Source organism: Enterobacter cloacae complex sp. HYC042_NIDB, assembly GCF_056673315.1.
Genome location: NZ_CP109650.1, coordinates 2,385,089 through 2,399,553, shown reverse-complemented (window position 1 = coordinate 2,399,553; position 14,465 = coordinate 2,385,089). Strand labels below are relative to the sequence as shown.

Annotated in this window: 13 protein-coding genes; 2 read left to right on the top strand and 11 right to left on the bottom strand. The window is 61.5% G+C overall.

The genetic code is table 11. The features are described from left to right. Nucleotides 1–38 precede the first annotated feature (38 nt). The 11 genes from paaK to paaA are packed head-to-tail and all read right to left on the bottom strand — an operon-like array spanning nucleotide 39 to nucleotide 9,549. Nucleotides 39–1,355 (bottom strand): phenylacetate--CoA ligase PaaK, encoded by a 1,317-nt coding sequence (gene paaK / locus OKF39_RS11520; RefSeq protein WP_041910177.1) that lies wholly within the window; start codon nucleotides 1,353–1,355, stop codon nucleotides 39–41. A gap of 27 nt (nucleotides 1,356–1,382) precedes the next feature. After that, entirely contained in the window at nucleotides 1,383–2,588 is a 1,206-nt protein-coding gene (gene pcaF, locus OKF39_RS11515; RefSeq protein ID WP_479982925.1) for a 3-oxoadipyl-CoA thiolase, read from the bottom strand. Further along, nucleotides 2,588–3,010, bottom strand: coding sequence for a hydroxyphenylacetyl-CoA thioesterase PaaI (gene paaI, locus OKF39_RS11510; protein ID WP_028013034.1), 423 nt, complete (start codon nucleotides 3,008–3,010; stop codon nucleotides 2,588–2,590). Before paaI ends, pcaF begins: the two co-directional genes overlap by 1 nt. Further along, a complete protein-coding gene (gene paaH, locus OKF39_RS11505) occupies nucleotides 3,000–4,424 on the bottom strand; it encodes a 3-hydroxyacyl-CoA dehydrogenase PaaH (protein ID WP_248037976.1) in 1,425 nt (474 codons plus the stop codon). Before paaH ends, paaI begins: the two co-directional genes overlap by 11 nt. A 1-nt stretch (nucleotide 4,425) precedes the next feature. Continuing rightward, a complete protein-coding gene (paaG, locus tag OKF39_RS11500) occupies nucleotides 4,426–5,214 on the bottom strand; it encodes a 2-(1,2-epoxy-1,2-dihydrophenyl)acetyl-CoA isomerase PaaG (protein WP_028013032.1) in 789 nt (262 codons plus the stop codon). Then, nucleotides 5,214–5,981 (bottom strand): 2,3-dehydroadipyl-CoA hydratase PaaF, encoded by a 768-nt coding sequence (paaF, locus tag OKF39_RS11495; RefSeq protein WP_207120129.1) that lies wholly within the window; start codon nucleotides 5,979–5,981, stop codon nucleotides 5,214–5,216. The genes paaG and paaF overlap by 1 nt, the downstream gene beginning before the upstream one ends. Beyond that, nucleotides 5,978–7,048 (bottom strand): 1,2-phenylacetyl-CoA epoxidase subunit PaaE, encoded by a 1,071-nt coding sequence (gene paaE, locus OKF39_RS11490; RefSeq protein ID WP_047368476.1) that lies wholly within the window; start codon nucleotides 7,046–7,048, stop codon nucleotides 5,978–5,980. Before paaE ends, paaF begins: the two co-directional genes overlap by 4 nt. A 7-nt stretch (nucleotides 7,049–7,055) precedes the next feature. Beyond that, on the bottom strand, nucleotides 7,056–7,553 hold the full coding sequence (paaD, locus tag OKF39_RS11485) for a 1,2-phenylacetyl-CoA epoxidase subunit PaaD (RefSeq protein WP_479982924.1): 498 nt from the start codon (nucleotides 7,551–7,553) through the stop codon (nucleotides 7,056–7,058). A gap of 11 nt (nucleotides 7,554–7,564) precedes the next feature. Then, the gene (gene paaC, locus OKF39_RS11480; protein WP_063942529.1) at nucleotides 7,565–8,311 is read right to left on the bottom strand and encodes a 1,2-phenylacetyl-CoA epoxidase subunit PaaC; all 747 of its coding nucleotides are present in this window, start codon (nucleotides 8,309–8,311) and stop codon (nucleotides 7,565–7,567) included. A gap of 8 nt (nucleotides 8,312–8,319) precedes the next feature. Next, complete coding sequence (gene paaB / locus OKF39_RS11475) at nucleotides 8,320–8,607, bottom strand: 1,2-phenylacetyl-CoA epoxidase subunit PaaB (protein WP_003857353.1); 288 nt, start codon at nucleotides 8,605–8,607, stop codon at nucleotides 8,320–8,322. Between the two features lie 12 nt (nucleotides 8,608–8,619). Continuing rightward, nucleotides 8,620–9,549 carry a 1,2-phenylacetyl-CoA epoxidase subunit PaaA gene (gene paaA, locus OKF39_RS11470; RefSeq protein ID WP_041910193.1) on the bottom strand — a complete coding sequence of 310 codons (930 nt, stop codon included), beginning with the start codon at nucleotides 9,547–9,549 and terminating at the stop codon, nucleotides 8,620–8,622. Nucleotides 9,550–9,834: 285 nt separating this feature from the next. Here paaA and paaZ point away from each other — a divergent pair, with 285 nt between their 5' ends. Both paaZ and tynA read left to right on the top strand, forming a co-directional pair. After that, nucleotides 9,835–11,877 (top strand): phenylacetic acid degradation bifunctional protein PaaZ, encoded by a 2,043-nt coding sequence (gene paaZ / locus OKF39_RS11465; protein ID WP_193067087.1) that lies wholly within the window; start codon nucleotides 9,835–9,837, stop codon nucleotides 11,875–11,877. 203 nt (nucleotides 11,878–12,080) lie between these two features. Further along, complete coding sequence (gene tynA / locus OKF39_RS11460) at nucleotides 12,081–14,354, top strand: primary-amine oxidase (protein ID WP_479982923.1); 2,274 nt, start codon at nucleotides 12,081–12,083, stop codon at nucleotides 14,352–14,354. The last annotated feature ends 111 nt before the right edge of the window (nucleotides 14,355–14,465 follow it).

Below are 14,465 nucleotides of genomic sequence, written 5' to 3'. Positions count from 1 at the left end.
CCCTCTCCCATTGGGAGAGGGTCGCCGGGAGGGGAAACTTAGCCGTTGGCCGCAACTTTACGCAGATCAAACACCCGGCAGGCTTTCCCCTCCGAGCGCGGAATGCTGCCGCAGTTCACAATCATCACGTCGGTGGAAATCCCGACCATCGACTTTATGCGGTGGCGCAGCTGGTGGCATACCTGGCAACGCTGCTCGTGCGTCAGCGTTAAGCTGCTCTCTTTCAGTTCCACCTTCACGGAAAGTGAATCAAGATGCCCACGACGATTCACCTCCAGCTGATAGTGCGGAGAAAGGTGTTCGAACTTCACGATCTCCTCTTCCAGCTGCGACGGGAAAACGTTGACGCCGCGGATGATCAGCATATCGTCGCTGCGGCCGCCGATCCGGTCCATACGGCGCATACTGCGCGCGGTTGCCGGCAGCAGACGCGTCAGGTCGCGGGTGCGGTAGCGGATCACCGGCAGCGCCTCTTTGGTCAGCGTGGTGAACAGCAGTTCGCCCTGCTGGCCGTCATCCAGCGGCGTGCCGTCGTTCGGGTTGACGATCTCCGGGTAGAAATGATCTTCCCAGATGGTTGGGCCGTCGGCGGTTTCGATACACTCCATCGCCACGCCCGGCCCCATCACCTCGGAGAGGCCATAGATGTCCAGAGCCGTAATGCCTAAGCGTTTTTCGATTTCGCGACGCATGGCCTGCGTCCACGGCTCCGCGCCGAAAACGCCAACGCGCAGGGAGCAGGTGCTGGCGTCGCCGCCCATCTGGCGCTCCAGCTCCTCGATCAGGTTGAGGCAGTAGGACGGTGTCACCATGATCATGTCCGGCTGGAAATCACGGATCAGCTGCGCCTGTTTCTCTGTCTGGCCGCCGGACATCGGGATCACCGTCGCCCCCAAACGCTCGGCGCCGTAGTGCGCGCCCAGCCCGCCGGTAAACAGGCCATAGCCATAGGCCACGTGAATTTTGTCCTTCGCGCTGCCGCCCGCCGCGCGCAGGGAGCGCGCCACCAGGTTGGCCCAGTTGTCGATGTCGCCCTGCGTGTAGCCGACAACCGTCGGCTTGCCGGTGGTGCCGGATGACGCGTGAATGCGCACCACCTGCTCCATCGGCACGGCAAAGGTATCAAACGGGTAGTTATCCCGCAGGTCCTGCTTGGTGGTGCACGGGAATTTGCGAATATCCGCCAGCTCGTTGAAATCGTCAGGGTGAACGCCCGCAGCGTCAAACTTGCGTTTGTACATCGGCACGTTGTTATAGGCGTGGTGCAGCGTCCATTTCAGACGCGCGGTCTGCAGCGCCTGCAGTTCGTCAAGGGAGGCCGTTTCAATCGGATCAAGCTTTGTTGTATTTGTCATTGTAGGGTACTCACATTGTTTTTATGCTCAAACACGCTCAAGGATCATGGCAATGCCCTGACCCACACCGATGCACATCGTACACAGCGCGTAGCGCCCGCCGCGTCGGTGCAGTTCATTACTCGCGGCTAGCGCCAGTCTGGCGCCGCTCATCCCCAGCGGGTGACCAATCGCTATCGCGCCACCGTTCGGGTTGACGTGCGCGGCATCATCCGGCAATCCCAGCTGACGCAGCACGCCCAGCGCCTGCGCGGCGAAAGCTTCGTTAAGCTCGATCACGTCCATCTCGTTAATGCTGAGTCCGGCGCGCTCCAGCACCTTACGCGTGGCCGGTACCGGGCCGAGTCCCATCAGACGTGGCTCCACGCCTGCCGTCGCCATCGCCACGATCCGCGTGCGCGGGACCAGCCCCTGCGCCAGCGCCATCTGCTCGCTGGCGACGATCAGCGCCGCTGCGCCGTCGTTGACGCCGGAGGCATTTCCCGCCGTGACCACCCCGTTACTGCGGAACGGCGTTTTTAGCCCGGTAAGCTGCTCAAGCGTGGTGTCCGCGCGGGGATGTTCATCCTCGCTGAACTCGTTGACCGCCCCTTTTTTCCCCGGCACCTGCACCGACACAATCTCCTGCGCCAGAATGCCGTTCTGCTGCGCCTGCGCGGTACGCTGCTGGCTGCGCAGCGCGAACGCGTCCTGATCGGCACGGCTGATATTTAACAATTCCGCTACATTCTCTGCCGTTTCCGGCATGCTGTCAGTTCCGAATTGCTGATGCATGAGCGGATTCACAAATCGCCAGCCGATGGTGGTATCAAAGATCTCCGCCTGTCGCTGGAACGCGGCGGTGGCTTTGCCCATCACAAACGGCGCGCGGGACATGGACTCCACGCCGCCCGCAATCAGCAGGTCGCCGTCGCCCGCCTTAATGGCTCGTGCGGCAAAACCAATCGCGTCCAGCCCCGACCCGCACAGGCGGTTAATGGTGGTTCCGGACACCGTCTGCGGCAGCCCGGCCAGCAGCGACGACATACGCGCCACGTTGCGGTTATCTTCACCCGCCTGGTTCGCGCAGCCGAAGATCACGTCGTCAATCCGCTCCAGATCAAGCTGCGGATAGCGGGCCAGCAGCGCGCGGAGCGGCACGGCACCGAGATCGTCAGTCCGAACGGCGGAAAGCGCCCCGCCGTAGCGCCCCACCGGGGTTCGAACGCCATCACAAATAAATGCGTCACGCATCAGGCCTCTCCTGTCACATTGCCGCCGATGCGGTGAGATTTTCCGCGAAAAAGGGCGACGGTTTTCTGTTGCTGGTTCTGAATTTCAATGTCGTACACGCCGGTCAGCCTGCCCTGATGCTTCACCCGCGCGGTGGCGGTGAGCGTGTCCCCGGCAAAGCCCGGACGCAGAAAGTCAATCGAACAGCCGGAGGCCACCGCCGCCAGCCCCTGACTGTTGCAGGCGTAGGCAAAGGCGGTGTCTGCCAGCGAAAACAGCTGTCCGCCGTGGCAGGTTTGGTGGCCGTTGAGCATCTGCGGGGTGATGGTCATGGACACCACCGCGTAGCCGTCGTCCATATCGACAATGTCCATCCCCATCGCCTGCGCGCAGGCGTCTCGTTCGTACATGGCGCGGGCGTTGTGCCAGGCGTTATGACTCATAGCTACTCTCCAGAAGCGCGCGCTGGCGCAGCAGGGAACAGGGGCGATAGCGTTCTTCGCCGTAATGACGCTGCAGGTTCTCCAGCAGCGTCAGCAGGCGCTGCCAGCCCAGACGCTCGCCCCAGGCGATCGGCCCGCTCGGGTAGTTGACGCCCAGGCGCATGGCGGTATCGATGTCCTTCTCGCTGGCGACCCCTTTTTGCAGAGCATCCAGCGCTTCGTTGGCAATCATCGCCACCGTGCGCCAGACCAGCAGGCCGGGATAATCGGCAATCTGCACCACCCGAAGCCCCTGCTGCTGCAGGTAGCGGATGGCCTTTTGCGTCGCGGTATGCGGGTTGCTGGCGGCTGCGGCGATGATCGCGACGTCGCGCTCGATGCGGTCTACTACAACCACCGGCCCGTTGAGCCGCAGCGCCAGCGCCTGCGCGGTTTCGCCCTGCGTTTCAATCAAGTACAGATCATCAATTTCCGTGACACCGTCACGTCTTTTTTCCACGCGCATCGGGCTGTAGCTGTCGTTCACGGTATCAGCCCAGCGCACCCCGGGCCTGTCGCCCTGCCAGTCATAAACGCCCTTCCCGCTTTTTTTGCCCAGCCTGCCTGCCAGCACCAGCTCCTGCTGCACCAGCGAGGGCAGAAAACGACGCTCCTGCCAGAAGGCGTTAAATACCGAGCAGGTCACCGCGAAGTTAACGTCCTGACCAATCATGTCGGTCAGCTCCAGCGGGCCCATCGGGAAGCCGCCGCCTTCGCGCAGGGCGGCGTCAATCACCTCCGGCGCGGCCACCTGCTCTTCCAGCGCGCGCCAGGCCTCGGAATAGAACGGGCGCGCGACGCGGTTGACGATGAATCCCGGCGTTGACTGGCAGCGCACGGGCTGCTTGCCCCAGTTCAGCGCCAGCTCGCACAGCGCGTCGGCCACTTCCGGGGAGGTCGCCAGCCCGCTGACCACCTCCACCAGCTTCATGACCGGCGCCGGGTTGAAGAAATGCAGCCCGGCGACGCGCTCCGGATGGTGGACGTCCGCCGCAATCGCCGTGACGGAGATCGACGAGGTATTGCTGGTCAGCACCGTCTGCGGCGGGCAGATTTCCGCCAGCTGCGAAAACAGCGCCTTTTTCACCTCCAGCCGTTCCGAGGCCGCTTCAATCACCAGCTCGGCCGCGGAGAGCGCGTCGATATCCGTGACGGGAAGCAGCCGGGCGAGGATCTGGCTCCCGGCATCGGCGGAAAGTTTTCCGCGCGTCACCCGGGAGGCCAGACGCTGGCGGATCCCGTCGATAGCGCGGGATATCGCATCGCTGGAAATATCGTAGAGCAGCACCTGATGCCCGTGGCTGGCCGCCACTTCTGCAATCCCCGCGCCCATCGTGCCGCTGCCAATCACGGCGACAGTCCGTATGTTGAGCATCTTATTTCCCCGTAAAGTTAGGCGCGCGCTTCGCGAGGAAAGCGCTGACGCCCTCGCGGTAGTCGTCGCTGCGACCGGCCAGACGCTGATAGTCGCGCTCCAGGTCAAGCTGCGCGTCGAGGGTGTTGGTTTCCGCAGCATTGATCGCCTGCTTGATCAGGCCCAGGCCGAAGGTCGGCTGCGAGGCAAAGTGCAGCGCCATCTGCTGCGCCGTGGCGGAGAGCTGGTCGTCGTCCACCACCTGCCAGATCATCCCCCATGCCTGCGCCTGCTCGGCGCTGAGTTTGTCCCCGAGCAGCGCCAGCCCCATGGCGCGGGCGCGTCCGGCCACGCGCGGCAGCAGCCAGGTGCCGCCGCAGTCCGGCACCAGGCCGAGCTTGCTGAAGGCCATCACGAAGTTGGCCGACCGGGCGGCAATCACCATGTCACAGCCGAGCGCCAGCGTAGCTCCCGCGCCAGCCGCCACCCCGTTAACCGCGCAGATGACCGGCTTCGGCAGCTTTGCCAGGCGGCGCACCAGCGGGTTGTAGAAGGTTTCGACAGACATCCCCAGATCCGGCGCCGGGCCGTTGGGGTCGACGTTACGGTCGTTCAGATCCTGACCGGCGCAGAACCCGCGTCCTGCCCCGGTGATCAGCAGGCAGCGGATGGCGTCATCGCGCTCGGCCTGCTTCAGGCAATCGGCAAGCTGCTGGTGCATCACGTCGTTAAAGCTGTTCAGACGCTCCGGACGGTTCAGCGTAATGGTCATTACGCCCTGTTCTACGTGACTGAGAATAAATTCCACAATTAGCGTCCTTTAAAGTCGGGGGTGCGTTTTTGTAAGAAGGCGTCGATACCTTCCCGGCGGTCTTCGGTGGCGGAAAGCAGCGAAAACAGCTGGCGCTCCTGGGCGAGACCGGCCTGGAGCGGCACCTCCTGCGACTGGCGCAGCGCCTGCTTCGCCGCCTGCAGCGCCAGCGGAGAGTGGCGCGCCATCAGCGCCGCCTGCTTCAGGGCGTACTCCAGTGTCAGAGACGCCGGGAAGAGATCGCTCACCAGCCCGGCGCCCAGCGCCTGCTCTGCGGTAATGCTCTCGCCGGTCAGCACCATTTTGCTGGCCAGGGATTTACCGACGCTGCGGATAAGACGCTGGGTGCCGCCCGCGCCGGGCATGATGCCCAGCGTGATTTCCGGCAGGCCGAAACGGGCGTTATCGCCAGCAATGATCACGTCGCACAGCAGCGCCAGCTCGCAGCCTGCGCCCAGCGCGAAGCCGTTCACGGCAGCAATCAGCGGTTTGTTAAACGCGTTAATGCGCGCCCATAGCTGCGGGCGGATATCGTTCAGGGTGGCGGGCAGGTCCTTCTCCGCCATTTCGTTGAGATCGGCCCCGGCGGCAAAGCAGCGCTCGCTGCCGTAAATCACGCAGACGGCGATGTCGGCATCCACGGCGGCAGCCTCAAGCTGTTCCGCAAGCTGCGCCAGCAGCGCATTGTTAAGGGCGTTGCGCGCCGCCGGACGGTTCAGCGTCAGCTGCAGCACGCGGCCATGACGGGTAACAATCAGTTCGCTCATGCCATCCCCTTCGCGTCAAAGTCGACAATCACGTCGGCGGTTAACGGCAGCGACTGACAGCTCAGTACGTACCCGGCGGCCAGCTCGTCCGGCTCCAGGCTGTAGTTGGTTGCCATGTCCACCTTGCCGCGCAGCACTTTGCATTTGCAGGTGGCGCACACCCCGCCCTTGCAGGCATACGGCAGATCCGCTCCCTGACGCAGGGCAGCATCAAGAATGCTTTCGTCGTCCGCCGTCAGGGTGATTTCACGGTCGCGCCCGTCCTGGCGCACGGTCACTTTGTGTCCTTCCGCCTGCACGTGCACCGCGCGCTTAACGGTGATTCCGGAGGTGTTAAAGCGCTCAAGGTGAATGGATTTTTCCGGCATCCCCAGCGCTTTCAGCGTCGCTTCGGCGTCGTCCATCATCGCCGACGGGCCGCAGATAAAGGCCTCGTCATACTGGCGGAAGTTGATCAGGGTTTTCGCCAGCGCCTGCAGCTTTTCCCCATCGATGCGGCCAAAGAGCAGGTCGCTGTCCAGCCGCTCCTGGCTGAAGATGGAGACCAGCTGCAGCCGCTGCGGGTATTTGTCCTTCAGGTCCGCCAGCGCCTGGCGGAACATCATGCTCTGGCTGCTGCGATTGCCGTAGATCAGGGTGAAATGGCTGTTGGATTCGGTTGAAAGCGTGGCGGAGATAATCGCCAGCATCGGGGTGATCCCGGAGCCTGCGGCAATTGCCAGGTAGTGGCCTTCACGTTCAGCCTGCGGCTGGTAGCCAAACTGCCCTTGAGGAACCATCACCTCCAGCGCCATGCCCGCTTTGATCTCATCCCGGGCATAGCGGGAGAAGCGCCCGCCCTCAATCGCTTTGACCGCCACGCTGATCTCACCCGGCGCGGTGCTGCGGCAGATGGAGTAGCAGCGGCGCAGCTCGTCTTCGCCCAGCGTCGTTTTCAGGGTCAGGTGCTGGCCGGGGCGGAAGCGGTAGGCCTCCTGCAACGCCTGCGGCACCGCGAAGGTGATGGTTACCGCGTCGCGGGTTTCGGGTTCCACTTTTGCCACTGTTAATGAATGAAACGTTGTCATGGCAGCCTCAAATACATTTGAAATAGTCGAAGGGCTCGCGGCAGGTATTGCAACGGTAGAGCGCTTTGCAGGCCGTCGAGCCAAATTCACTGATAAGGGAGGTGTCGGTGCTGGCGCAGCGCGGGCAGCTCACCTCTGCAGGGGCGTGCGCGTGACAGCTATGCCCCACGGGTGGGCTGATGCCGTACGCCCGCAGGCGCTCGCGCGCGTCGGCGGTCATCCAGTCGGTGGTCCAGGCAGGTTCAAGCTGGAGCACGATGTGCACGGGGGTGAAGCCGTGCGCGGTCATCGCCTCGCGGATCGCCCCCAGCAGGTGTTCCGTTGCCGGGCAGCCCGAGTAGGTTGGCGTGAAGCCAATCACCCAGCTTTCCCCCTGCGCCTTCACGCTGCGCACCATGCCTAAATCGGTGATGGTTAACACAGGCACTTCCGGATCGGGGATCTGGCTTAACAGCGACCAGATCTGCGGAATTTGCGCAGGCGCGATGTCGACGAGGCGTTGCATAGCGTTCTCCTTTACCACTGCTGACCGGGATACGCGCGCTGGAGATACTGCATTTCCGCCAGCATCGGACCCAGATGTTCGGTATGAAGCCCCTTCTTGCCCCCGGTGCGGTACGCCACCTCTGCGGGAACCTGCAGACAGGCTTCTTTCAGACCAGCAAACACTTCGCTTTCCCACGGCTGGCGCAGGGTTCGCGGATCCACCGCCACGCCGGCGTCAATCAGATCAAGCTCGACCTCATCGGCGTCAAACAGCTCCGCCGTAAACCGCCACAGGCTGTCGATGGCCTGCTGCATTTTTTGCGCGGAGGTTTCGGTCCCGTCGCCCAGCCGCACCAGCCAGCCGCGGCTGAAGCGCAGGTGGTAGCGCGCCTCTTTGATCGCTTTGGCGGCGATGGCAGCAAGCTGGCCGTCGCTGCTCTGAGTCAGGCGTTCGTACAGCGCCACGTTCCAGGCGTCCATCAGGTACTGGCGGGCAATCGTGTCGGCGAAGCTGCCGTTCGGCTGCTCCACCAGCAGGACGTTGCGGAACTGGCGCTCGTCGCGGCCAAACGCCAGCGTGTCTTCATCGCCCTGGCCTTCTAATTCCGCGGCATAGGTCAGAAAATTGCGCGCCTGCCCCAGCAGGTCGAGGCCGATATTGGCGAGCGCGAGGTCGATTTCCAGCTCCGGCGCGTGGCCGCACCAGGCGCCGAGACGCTGGGAGAGCACCAGACCGTTGTCGCCCAGACGCAGGGCATAGGCAGTCACTGAGTTCATTCTTTGCCTCACATATGCTCGATGCCGTCAGGGATGGTGTAGAACGTCGGATGGCGGTAAACCTTGCTTTCCGCCGGGTCGAAGAACTCGCCGCTCTCTTCTGGCTGGGAGGCCACAATTTCACTCGCCTTCACCACCCAGATAGAACACCCTTCGCTGCGGCGGGTGTAGGCATCACGGGCATTTTCCAGCGCCATGCGATCGTCGGCGGCATGCAGGCTGCCCACGTGACGGTGGGATAATCCTTGTTTGCTGCGTACGAACACTTCGTACAGCGGCCAGTAGACATTGCTCATGGTTATTTCCTCTTATGCGGCCTGACGGGTACGTTGTTTTTCGGCGTGCGCCAGCGCGGCTTCCCGCACCCACGCCCCGTCGTCCCAGGCTTTGCGTTTCGCGGCCAGACGTTCGTGGTTACAGATGCCGCGCCCGTTAATGACCTCGTCAAACTCCTGCCAGTCGATCTCGCCGAAGCGGTAGTGACCGCTCTCTTCATCGAAACGCAGGTCCGGATCCGGCACCGTCATGCCGAGCATCTCCACCTGCGGCACCGTGTTGTCGACAAAGCGCTGGCGCAGCTCGTCGTTGCCAAAGCGTTTGATTTTCCAGGCCAGGCTGCGGGCGCTGTTCGGCGAGTTGTCGTCGTTCGGCCCGAACATCATCAGCGCCGGCCACCAGAAGCGGTTGATGGCGTCCTGCAGCATCTGACGCTGATCCTCACTGCCCTGCGCCAGCGCCATGCAGGCTTCAAAGCCCTGACGCTGGTGGAAGCTCTCTTCTTTACAGATTTTCACCATCGCCCGGGCATACGGGCCGTAGGAGGTTCGGCACAGCGCCACCTGGTTGACGATGGCCGCCCCGTCCACCAGCCAGCCGATCACGCCGATATCGGCCCAGCTCAGGGTCGGATAGTTGAAGATGGAGGAGTATTTCATCTTGCCGTCGAGCATCTTCTGGTAGATGTCTTCCCGCGCGCAGCCCAGCGTTTCCGCCGCGCTGTAGAGGTAAAGCCCGTGTCCGGCTTCGTCCTGCACTTTCGCCAGCAGGATCGCTTTTCGGCGCAGCGTCGGCGCGCGGGCTATCCAGTTCCCTTCCGGGAGCATGCCGACAATTTCGGAGTGCGCGTGCTGACCAATCTGGCGGATCAGCGTTTTACGGTAGGCTTCCGGCATCCAGTCCTGAGGCTCAATCGCCGTCTCCTGCGCTATGCGCTGCTCAAACCGTTGTTCTTGCGTCACGTCATCACCTTTATGATTCGTTAGTTTGCAAATTAAAGCGAAATGTTGAATCACTTTGTTTTGTAAAAGTTACACAAAGGTTAAATATAACCCCAAGAATTGTTTCCCGGTTTTGTGATGCTGCTCGCAAGGCTTTTACGCCAGGCCTTTTACAAAGCGCCTATACGCGACGCGATTCGGCAAGTCAGATCACAACGTTAACAATTCATTAAAAACACAGCTTGATTTTTATGATTCACGATCAAACTATTAATGGTGAAATCACGAAACATTTGGAGATAAGCGATGCAGCAGTTAGCCAGCTTCTTGTCCGGTACCTGGCAGTCTGGCCGGGGCCGCGAACGCGCGATTCATCACGCCATCAGCGGCGAAGCACTCTGGGAAGTGACCAGCGAAGGGCTGGACATGGCGGCCGCCCGTCGCTATGCCATTGAGCATGGGGGCGAGGCATTGCGCGCCATGACTTTTATTGAACGTGCCGCCATGCTGAAAGCGGTGGCGAAACACCTGCTCGGCGAAAAAGAGGCGTTTTATGCCCTGTCCGCCCAGACGGGCGCGACGAAGGCGGACAGCTGGGTCGATATTGAAGGCGGCATCGGCACCCTCTTCACTTACGCCAGCCTGGGCAGCCGCGAGCTGCCGGACGACACGCTGTGGCCGGAAGATGAGCTAATCGCCCTGTCGAAAGAAGGCGGCTTTGCGGCGCGCCACGTTCTGACCTCGAAATCCGGCGTGGCGGTACACATCAACGCCTTCAACTTCCCCTGCTGGGGAATGCTGGAAAAACTCGCGCCGACCTGGCTTGCCGGGATGCCCGCCATCATCAAGCCCGCCACCGCTACCGCGCAGGTGACGCAGGCGATGGTCAAATCCATCGTGGACAGCGGACTGGTGCCGGACGGCGCCATCAGCCTGATTTGCGGCGGCGCGGGCGATCTGCTCGACCAGCTCGACAGCCAGGACGTGGTGACCTTTACCGGCTCCGCCAGCACCGGGCAAAGCCTGCGCGTGCACCCGAATATTGTGGCGAATTCGATACCGTTCACCATGGAAGCCGACTCCCTGAACTGCTGCGTGTTGGGTGAAGACGTCACGCCGGAGCAGCCGGAGTTTGCCCTGTTCATTCGGGAGGTGGTCCGCGAAATGACCGCCAAGGCCGGGCAGAAATGTACCGCCATTCGCCGGATTATCGTCCCGCAAAGCCAGGTTGATGCCGTGAGCCAGGCGCTGATTGCCCGTCTGGAAAAGGTGGTGATGGGCGACCCGGCGCAGGAAGGGGTGAAGATGGGGGCGCTGGTCAACGCTGAACAGCGCGCAGACGTGCAGGAGAAAGTGGATCGGCTGGTCGCCGCAGGCTGCCAGATCCGTCTGGGCGGCAAAGCGGATTTGCAGGCCGCGGGGGCGTTCTTCCCGCCGACCCTGCTGTTCTGCCCGCAGCCGGATGAAACCCCGGCGGTGCACGATACCGAAGCCTTCGGCCCGGTCGCCACGCTGATGCCGTATCGCAGTGCAGAGCACGCCATGCAGCTTGCCCGCGCGGGCGGCGGCAGCCTGGCGGGGACGCTTGTCACCGCAGACCTGAACATTGCCCGCCAGTTTATTGCCGGCGCGGCACGCGCCCACGGGCGAATTCAGATCCTTAACGAAGAATCATCAAAAGAATCTACCGGCCACGGCTCCCCGCTTCCTCAGCTAATGCACGGCGGCCCTGGCCGCGCGGGCGGCGGCGAAGAGCTGGGCGGCCTGCGCGCGGTGAAGCACTACCTGCAGCGCACCGCGATTCAGGGCAGCCCGACGATGCTGGCCGCCATCGGCAAGCAGTGGGTGCGTGGCGCAGCGGTGCAGGAAGATCGCGTCCATCCGTTCCGTAAATACTTTGAGGAACTGCAGCCGGGCGACAGCCTGCTGACGCCGCGCCGCACGCTGACGGAGGCGGACATCGTCAATTTTGCCTGCCTGAGCGGTGACCACTTCTACGCCCATATGGACAAGATCGGGGCGGCAGAGTCGATCTTTGGCGAGCGCGTGGTCCACGGCTACTTCCTGATCTCCGCCGCGGCGGGACTGTTCGTTGATGCAGGCGTCGGGCCGGTGATTGCCAACTACGGCATGGAAAACCTGCGCTTTATCGAGCCGGTCAAGCCGGGCGACACCATCCAGGTGCGTCTGACCTGCAAGCGCAAAACGCTGAAGAAACAGCGTACCGCCGAGGAAAAACCGACCGGCGTGGTGGAATGGGCGGTAGAGATTTTCAACCAGCACCAGCAGGCCGTGGCGCTCTACTCCATTCTGACGCTGGTGGCGCGCCAGCGTGGTGATTTCAGCTAACGTTCGCCCTCATCCTGCCCCTCTCCCCAACGGGGAGAGGAGATTGCTCTGCACGACCTGTGATTTATCTCAGCGCCTTTTTTAACCTGGCAAGACCAACAAATAACCTGGCAGATGCAGGCAAACGCTTTTCTCAGGCGCCTGTCAGGATAAGGCTGTCACAACACAATAAACCCTAAAAACACAACAAGATGAGGTCTACGATGGGAAGCAATTCTTCTTTTTCTGCCCGTAGAACGGCACTGGCCATGGCCGTTGCGCTGTGTTGCGCCTGGCAATCCCCTGCTTTCGCCCACGGCAGCGAGGCGCATATGGTCCCGATGGACAAAACACTGCAGGATTTTGGCGCGGACGTTCAGTGGGATGATTACGCACAGATGTTCACCATTGCGAAAGACGGCGCCTTCGTGAAGGTCAAACCGGGCGCAAAGACGGCCATCGTCAACGGTCACCCCCTCAAGCTTGAGGTGCCGGTAGTGATGAAGGACAAAAAAGCCTTTATCTCAGAGACCTTCATCAACGATGTTTTCCAGTCTGGTCTTGACCAGACCTTCCAGGTTGAAAAACGTCCTCACCCGCTAAACGCGCTCACGGCGGACGAAATTAAGCAGGCTGTCGGGGTTGTGAAAGCCTCGGCGGATTTTAAACCCAATATCCGCTTTACCCAGATCGCCCTTGCGGAACCAGAGAAAGCCAAAGTGTGGGACTTTGTGCTCAACGGTACGGCAGTGGACGCCCCTCGCCAGGCAAAGATCGTCATGCTCGACGGGAAGCACGTTATCGAAAGCGTAGTGGACCTGAAGGATAAAAAAATCCTGCGCTGGGAGCCGGTGAAGGACGCGCACGGCATGGTGCTGCTGGATGATTTCACCGCGGTTCAGCAGATCATTAACGAGAGCCCGGAGTTTGCCGAGGTGCTTAAAAAACACGGCATCACCGACCCGAAAAAAGTGATCACCACGCCGCTTACCGTCGGCTACTTCGACGGTAAAGACGGCCTGAAGCAGGAAGACCGCCTGCTTAAGGTGGTTAGCTATCTGGACGTCGGCGACGGCAACTACTGGGCGCACCCGATCGAGAACCTCGTGGCCGTGGTCGATCTTGAGCAGAAAAAAATCCAGAAGATTGAAGAAGGTGCTGTTGTGCCGGTTCCGATGACGCCGCGCCCCTATGACGGCCGCGACCGTGTCGAGACGCCGAAAAAACCGCTCAACATCATTGAGCCGGAAGGCAAGAACTACACCATTACCGGCGACATGGTGCACTGGCAGAACTGGGATTTCCACCTGAGCCTGGATTCCCGCGTCGGCCCGATGATTTCGACCGTCACTTACAACGACAACGGGAAAAAGCGTCAGGTGATGTATCAGGGATCGCTCGGCGGCATGATTGTCCCTTACGGCGATCCAGACGTGGGTTGGTACTTCAAGGCCTATCTCGACTCCGGCGACTACGGCATGGGCACCCTGACCTCGCCGCTGGTGCGCGGTAAAGACGTGCCGTCCAACGCCGTGATGCTTAACGAAACCATCCCGGACTACACCGGCACGCCGATTGAGATCCCGCGCGCGATCGCCATTTTCGAACGCTACGCGGGGCCAGAATATAAACATCAGGAGATGGGCAAGCCGAACGTCAGCGCCGAACGCCGCGAGCTGGTGGTGCGCTGGGTGAGTACCGTGGGCAACTACGATTACATCTTCGACTGGGTGTTCCACGAAAACGGCACCATCGGCATTGACGCCGGTGCAACGGGTATCGAGGCGGTGAAAGGCGTGCAGGCGAAAACCATGCATGACGCCACCGCCAAAGACGACACAAAGTACGGCACGCTGATCGATCATAATATCGTGGGCACCACGCACCAGCACATCTATAACTTCCGTCTTGATATGGACGTGGACGGCATCAACAACAAGCTGGTGGCGATGGACCCGGAAGTGAAGCCGAATACCGCCGGCGGCCCGCGCACCAGCACCATGCAGGTGAACCAGTACGATATTGATACCGAACAGCAGGCGGCACAGAAGTTTGACCCGGGCACCATCCGACTGCTGAGCAACACCAGCAAGGAGAACCGCATGGGCAACCCGGTCTCGTACCAGATTATCCCTTACGCGGGCGGTACCCATCCGGTGGCGACCGGCGCGAAATTTGCCCCGGACGAGTGGATTTACCATCGTCTGAGCTTTATGGATAAACAGCTGTGGGTCACGCGTTACCACCCTGACGAGCTGTATCCGGAAGGGAAATTCCCGAACCGCTCCATCCACGACACGGGCCTTGGGCAGTACAGCAAGGATAACGAGTCGCTCAACGATCAGGATGACGTGGTGTGGATGACCACCGGCACCACCCACGTGGCGCGCGCGGAAGAGTGGCCGATCATGCCGACGGAATGGGTGCATACCCTGCTTAAACCGTGGAACTTCTTCGACGAGACGCCAACGCTCGGGAAGAAGAAAGAAGAAAAATAACCACCCGCCGGGCAATTGCCCGGTTTTTTTTGCCCTGACGTTTGATGATCGCCCTCGCTTGCTTATAGTTACTGATATATCACCTGCATGATTTTTCCCCCGGACGGGAAA

What these genes read in the sequence shown, in the direction of transcription:
- paaE (WP_047368476.1), bottom strand. Translation starts at nt 7,048, where the DNA reads ATGACAACGTTTCATTCATTAACAGTGGCAAAAGTGGAACCCGAAACC.
- paaH (WP_248037976.1), bottom strand. Translation starts at nt 4,424, where the DNA reads ATGCTCAACATACGGACTGTCGCCGTGATTGGCAGCGGCACGATGGGC.
- paaD (WP_479982924.1), bottom strand. Translation starts at nt 7,553, where the DNA reads ATGCAACGCCTCGTCGACATCGCGCCTGCGCAAATTCCGCAGATCTGG.
- paaF (WP_207120129.1), bottom strand. Translation starts at nt 5,981, where the DNA reads ATGAGCGAACTGATTGTTACCCGTCATGGCCGCGTGCTGCAGCTGACG.
- paaB (WP_003857353.1), bottom strand. Translation starts at nt 8,607, where the DNA reads ATGAGCAATGTCTACTGGCCGCTGTACGAAGTGTTCGTACGCAGCAAA.
- paaI (WP_028013034.1), bottom strand. Translation starts at nt 3,010, where the DNA reads ATGAGTCATAACGCCTGGCACAACGCCCGCGCCATGTACGAACGAGAC.
- paaZ (WP_193067087.1), top strand. Translation starts at nt 9,835, where the DNA reads ATGCAGCAGTTAGCCAGCTTCTTGTCCGGTACCTGGCAGTCTGGCCGG.
- pcaF (WP_479982925.1), bottom strand. Translation starts at nt 2,588, where the DNA reads ATGCGTGACGCATTTATTTGTGATGGCGTTCGAACCCCGGTGGGGCGC.
- paaC (WP_063942529.1), bottom strand. Translation starts at nt 8,311, where the DNA reads ATGAACTCAGTGACTGCCTATGCCCTGCGTCTGGGCGACAACGGTCTG.
- tynA (WP_479982923.1), top strand. Translation starts at nt 12,081, where the DNA reads ATGGGAAGCAATTCTTCTTTTTCTGCCCGTAGAACGGCACTGGCCATG.
- paaK (WP_041910177.1), bottom strand. Translation starts at nt 1,355, where the DNA reads ATGACAAATACAACAAAGCTTGATCCGATTGAAACGGCCTCCCTTGAC.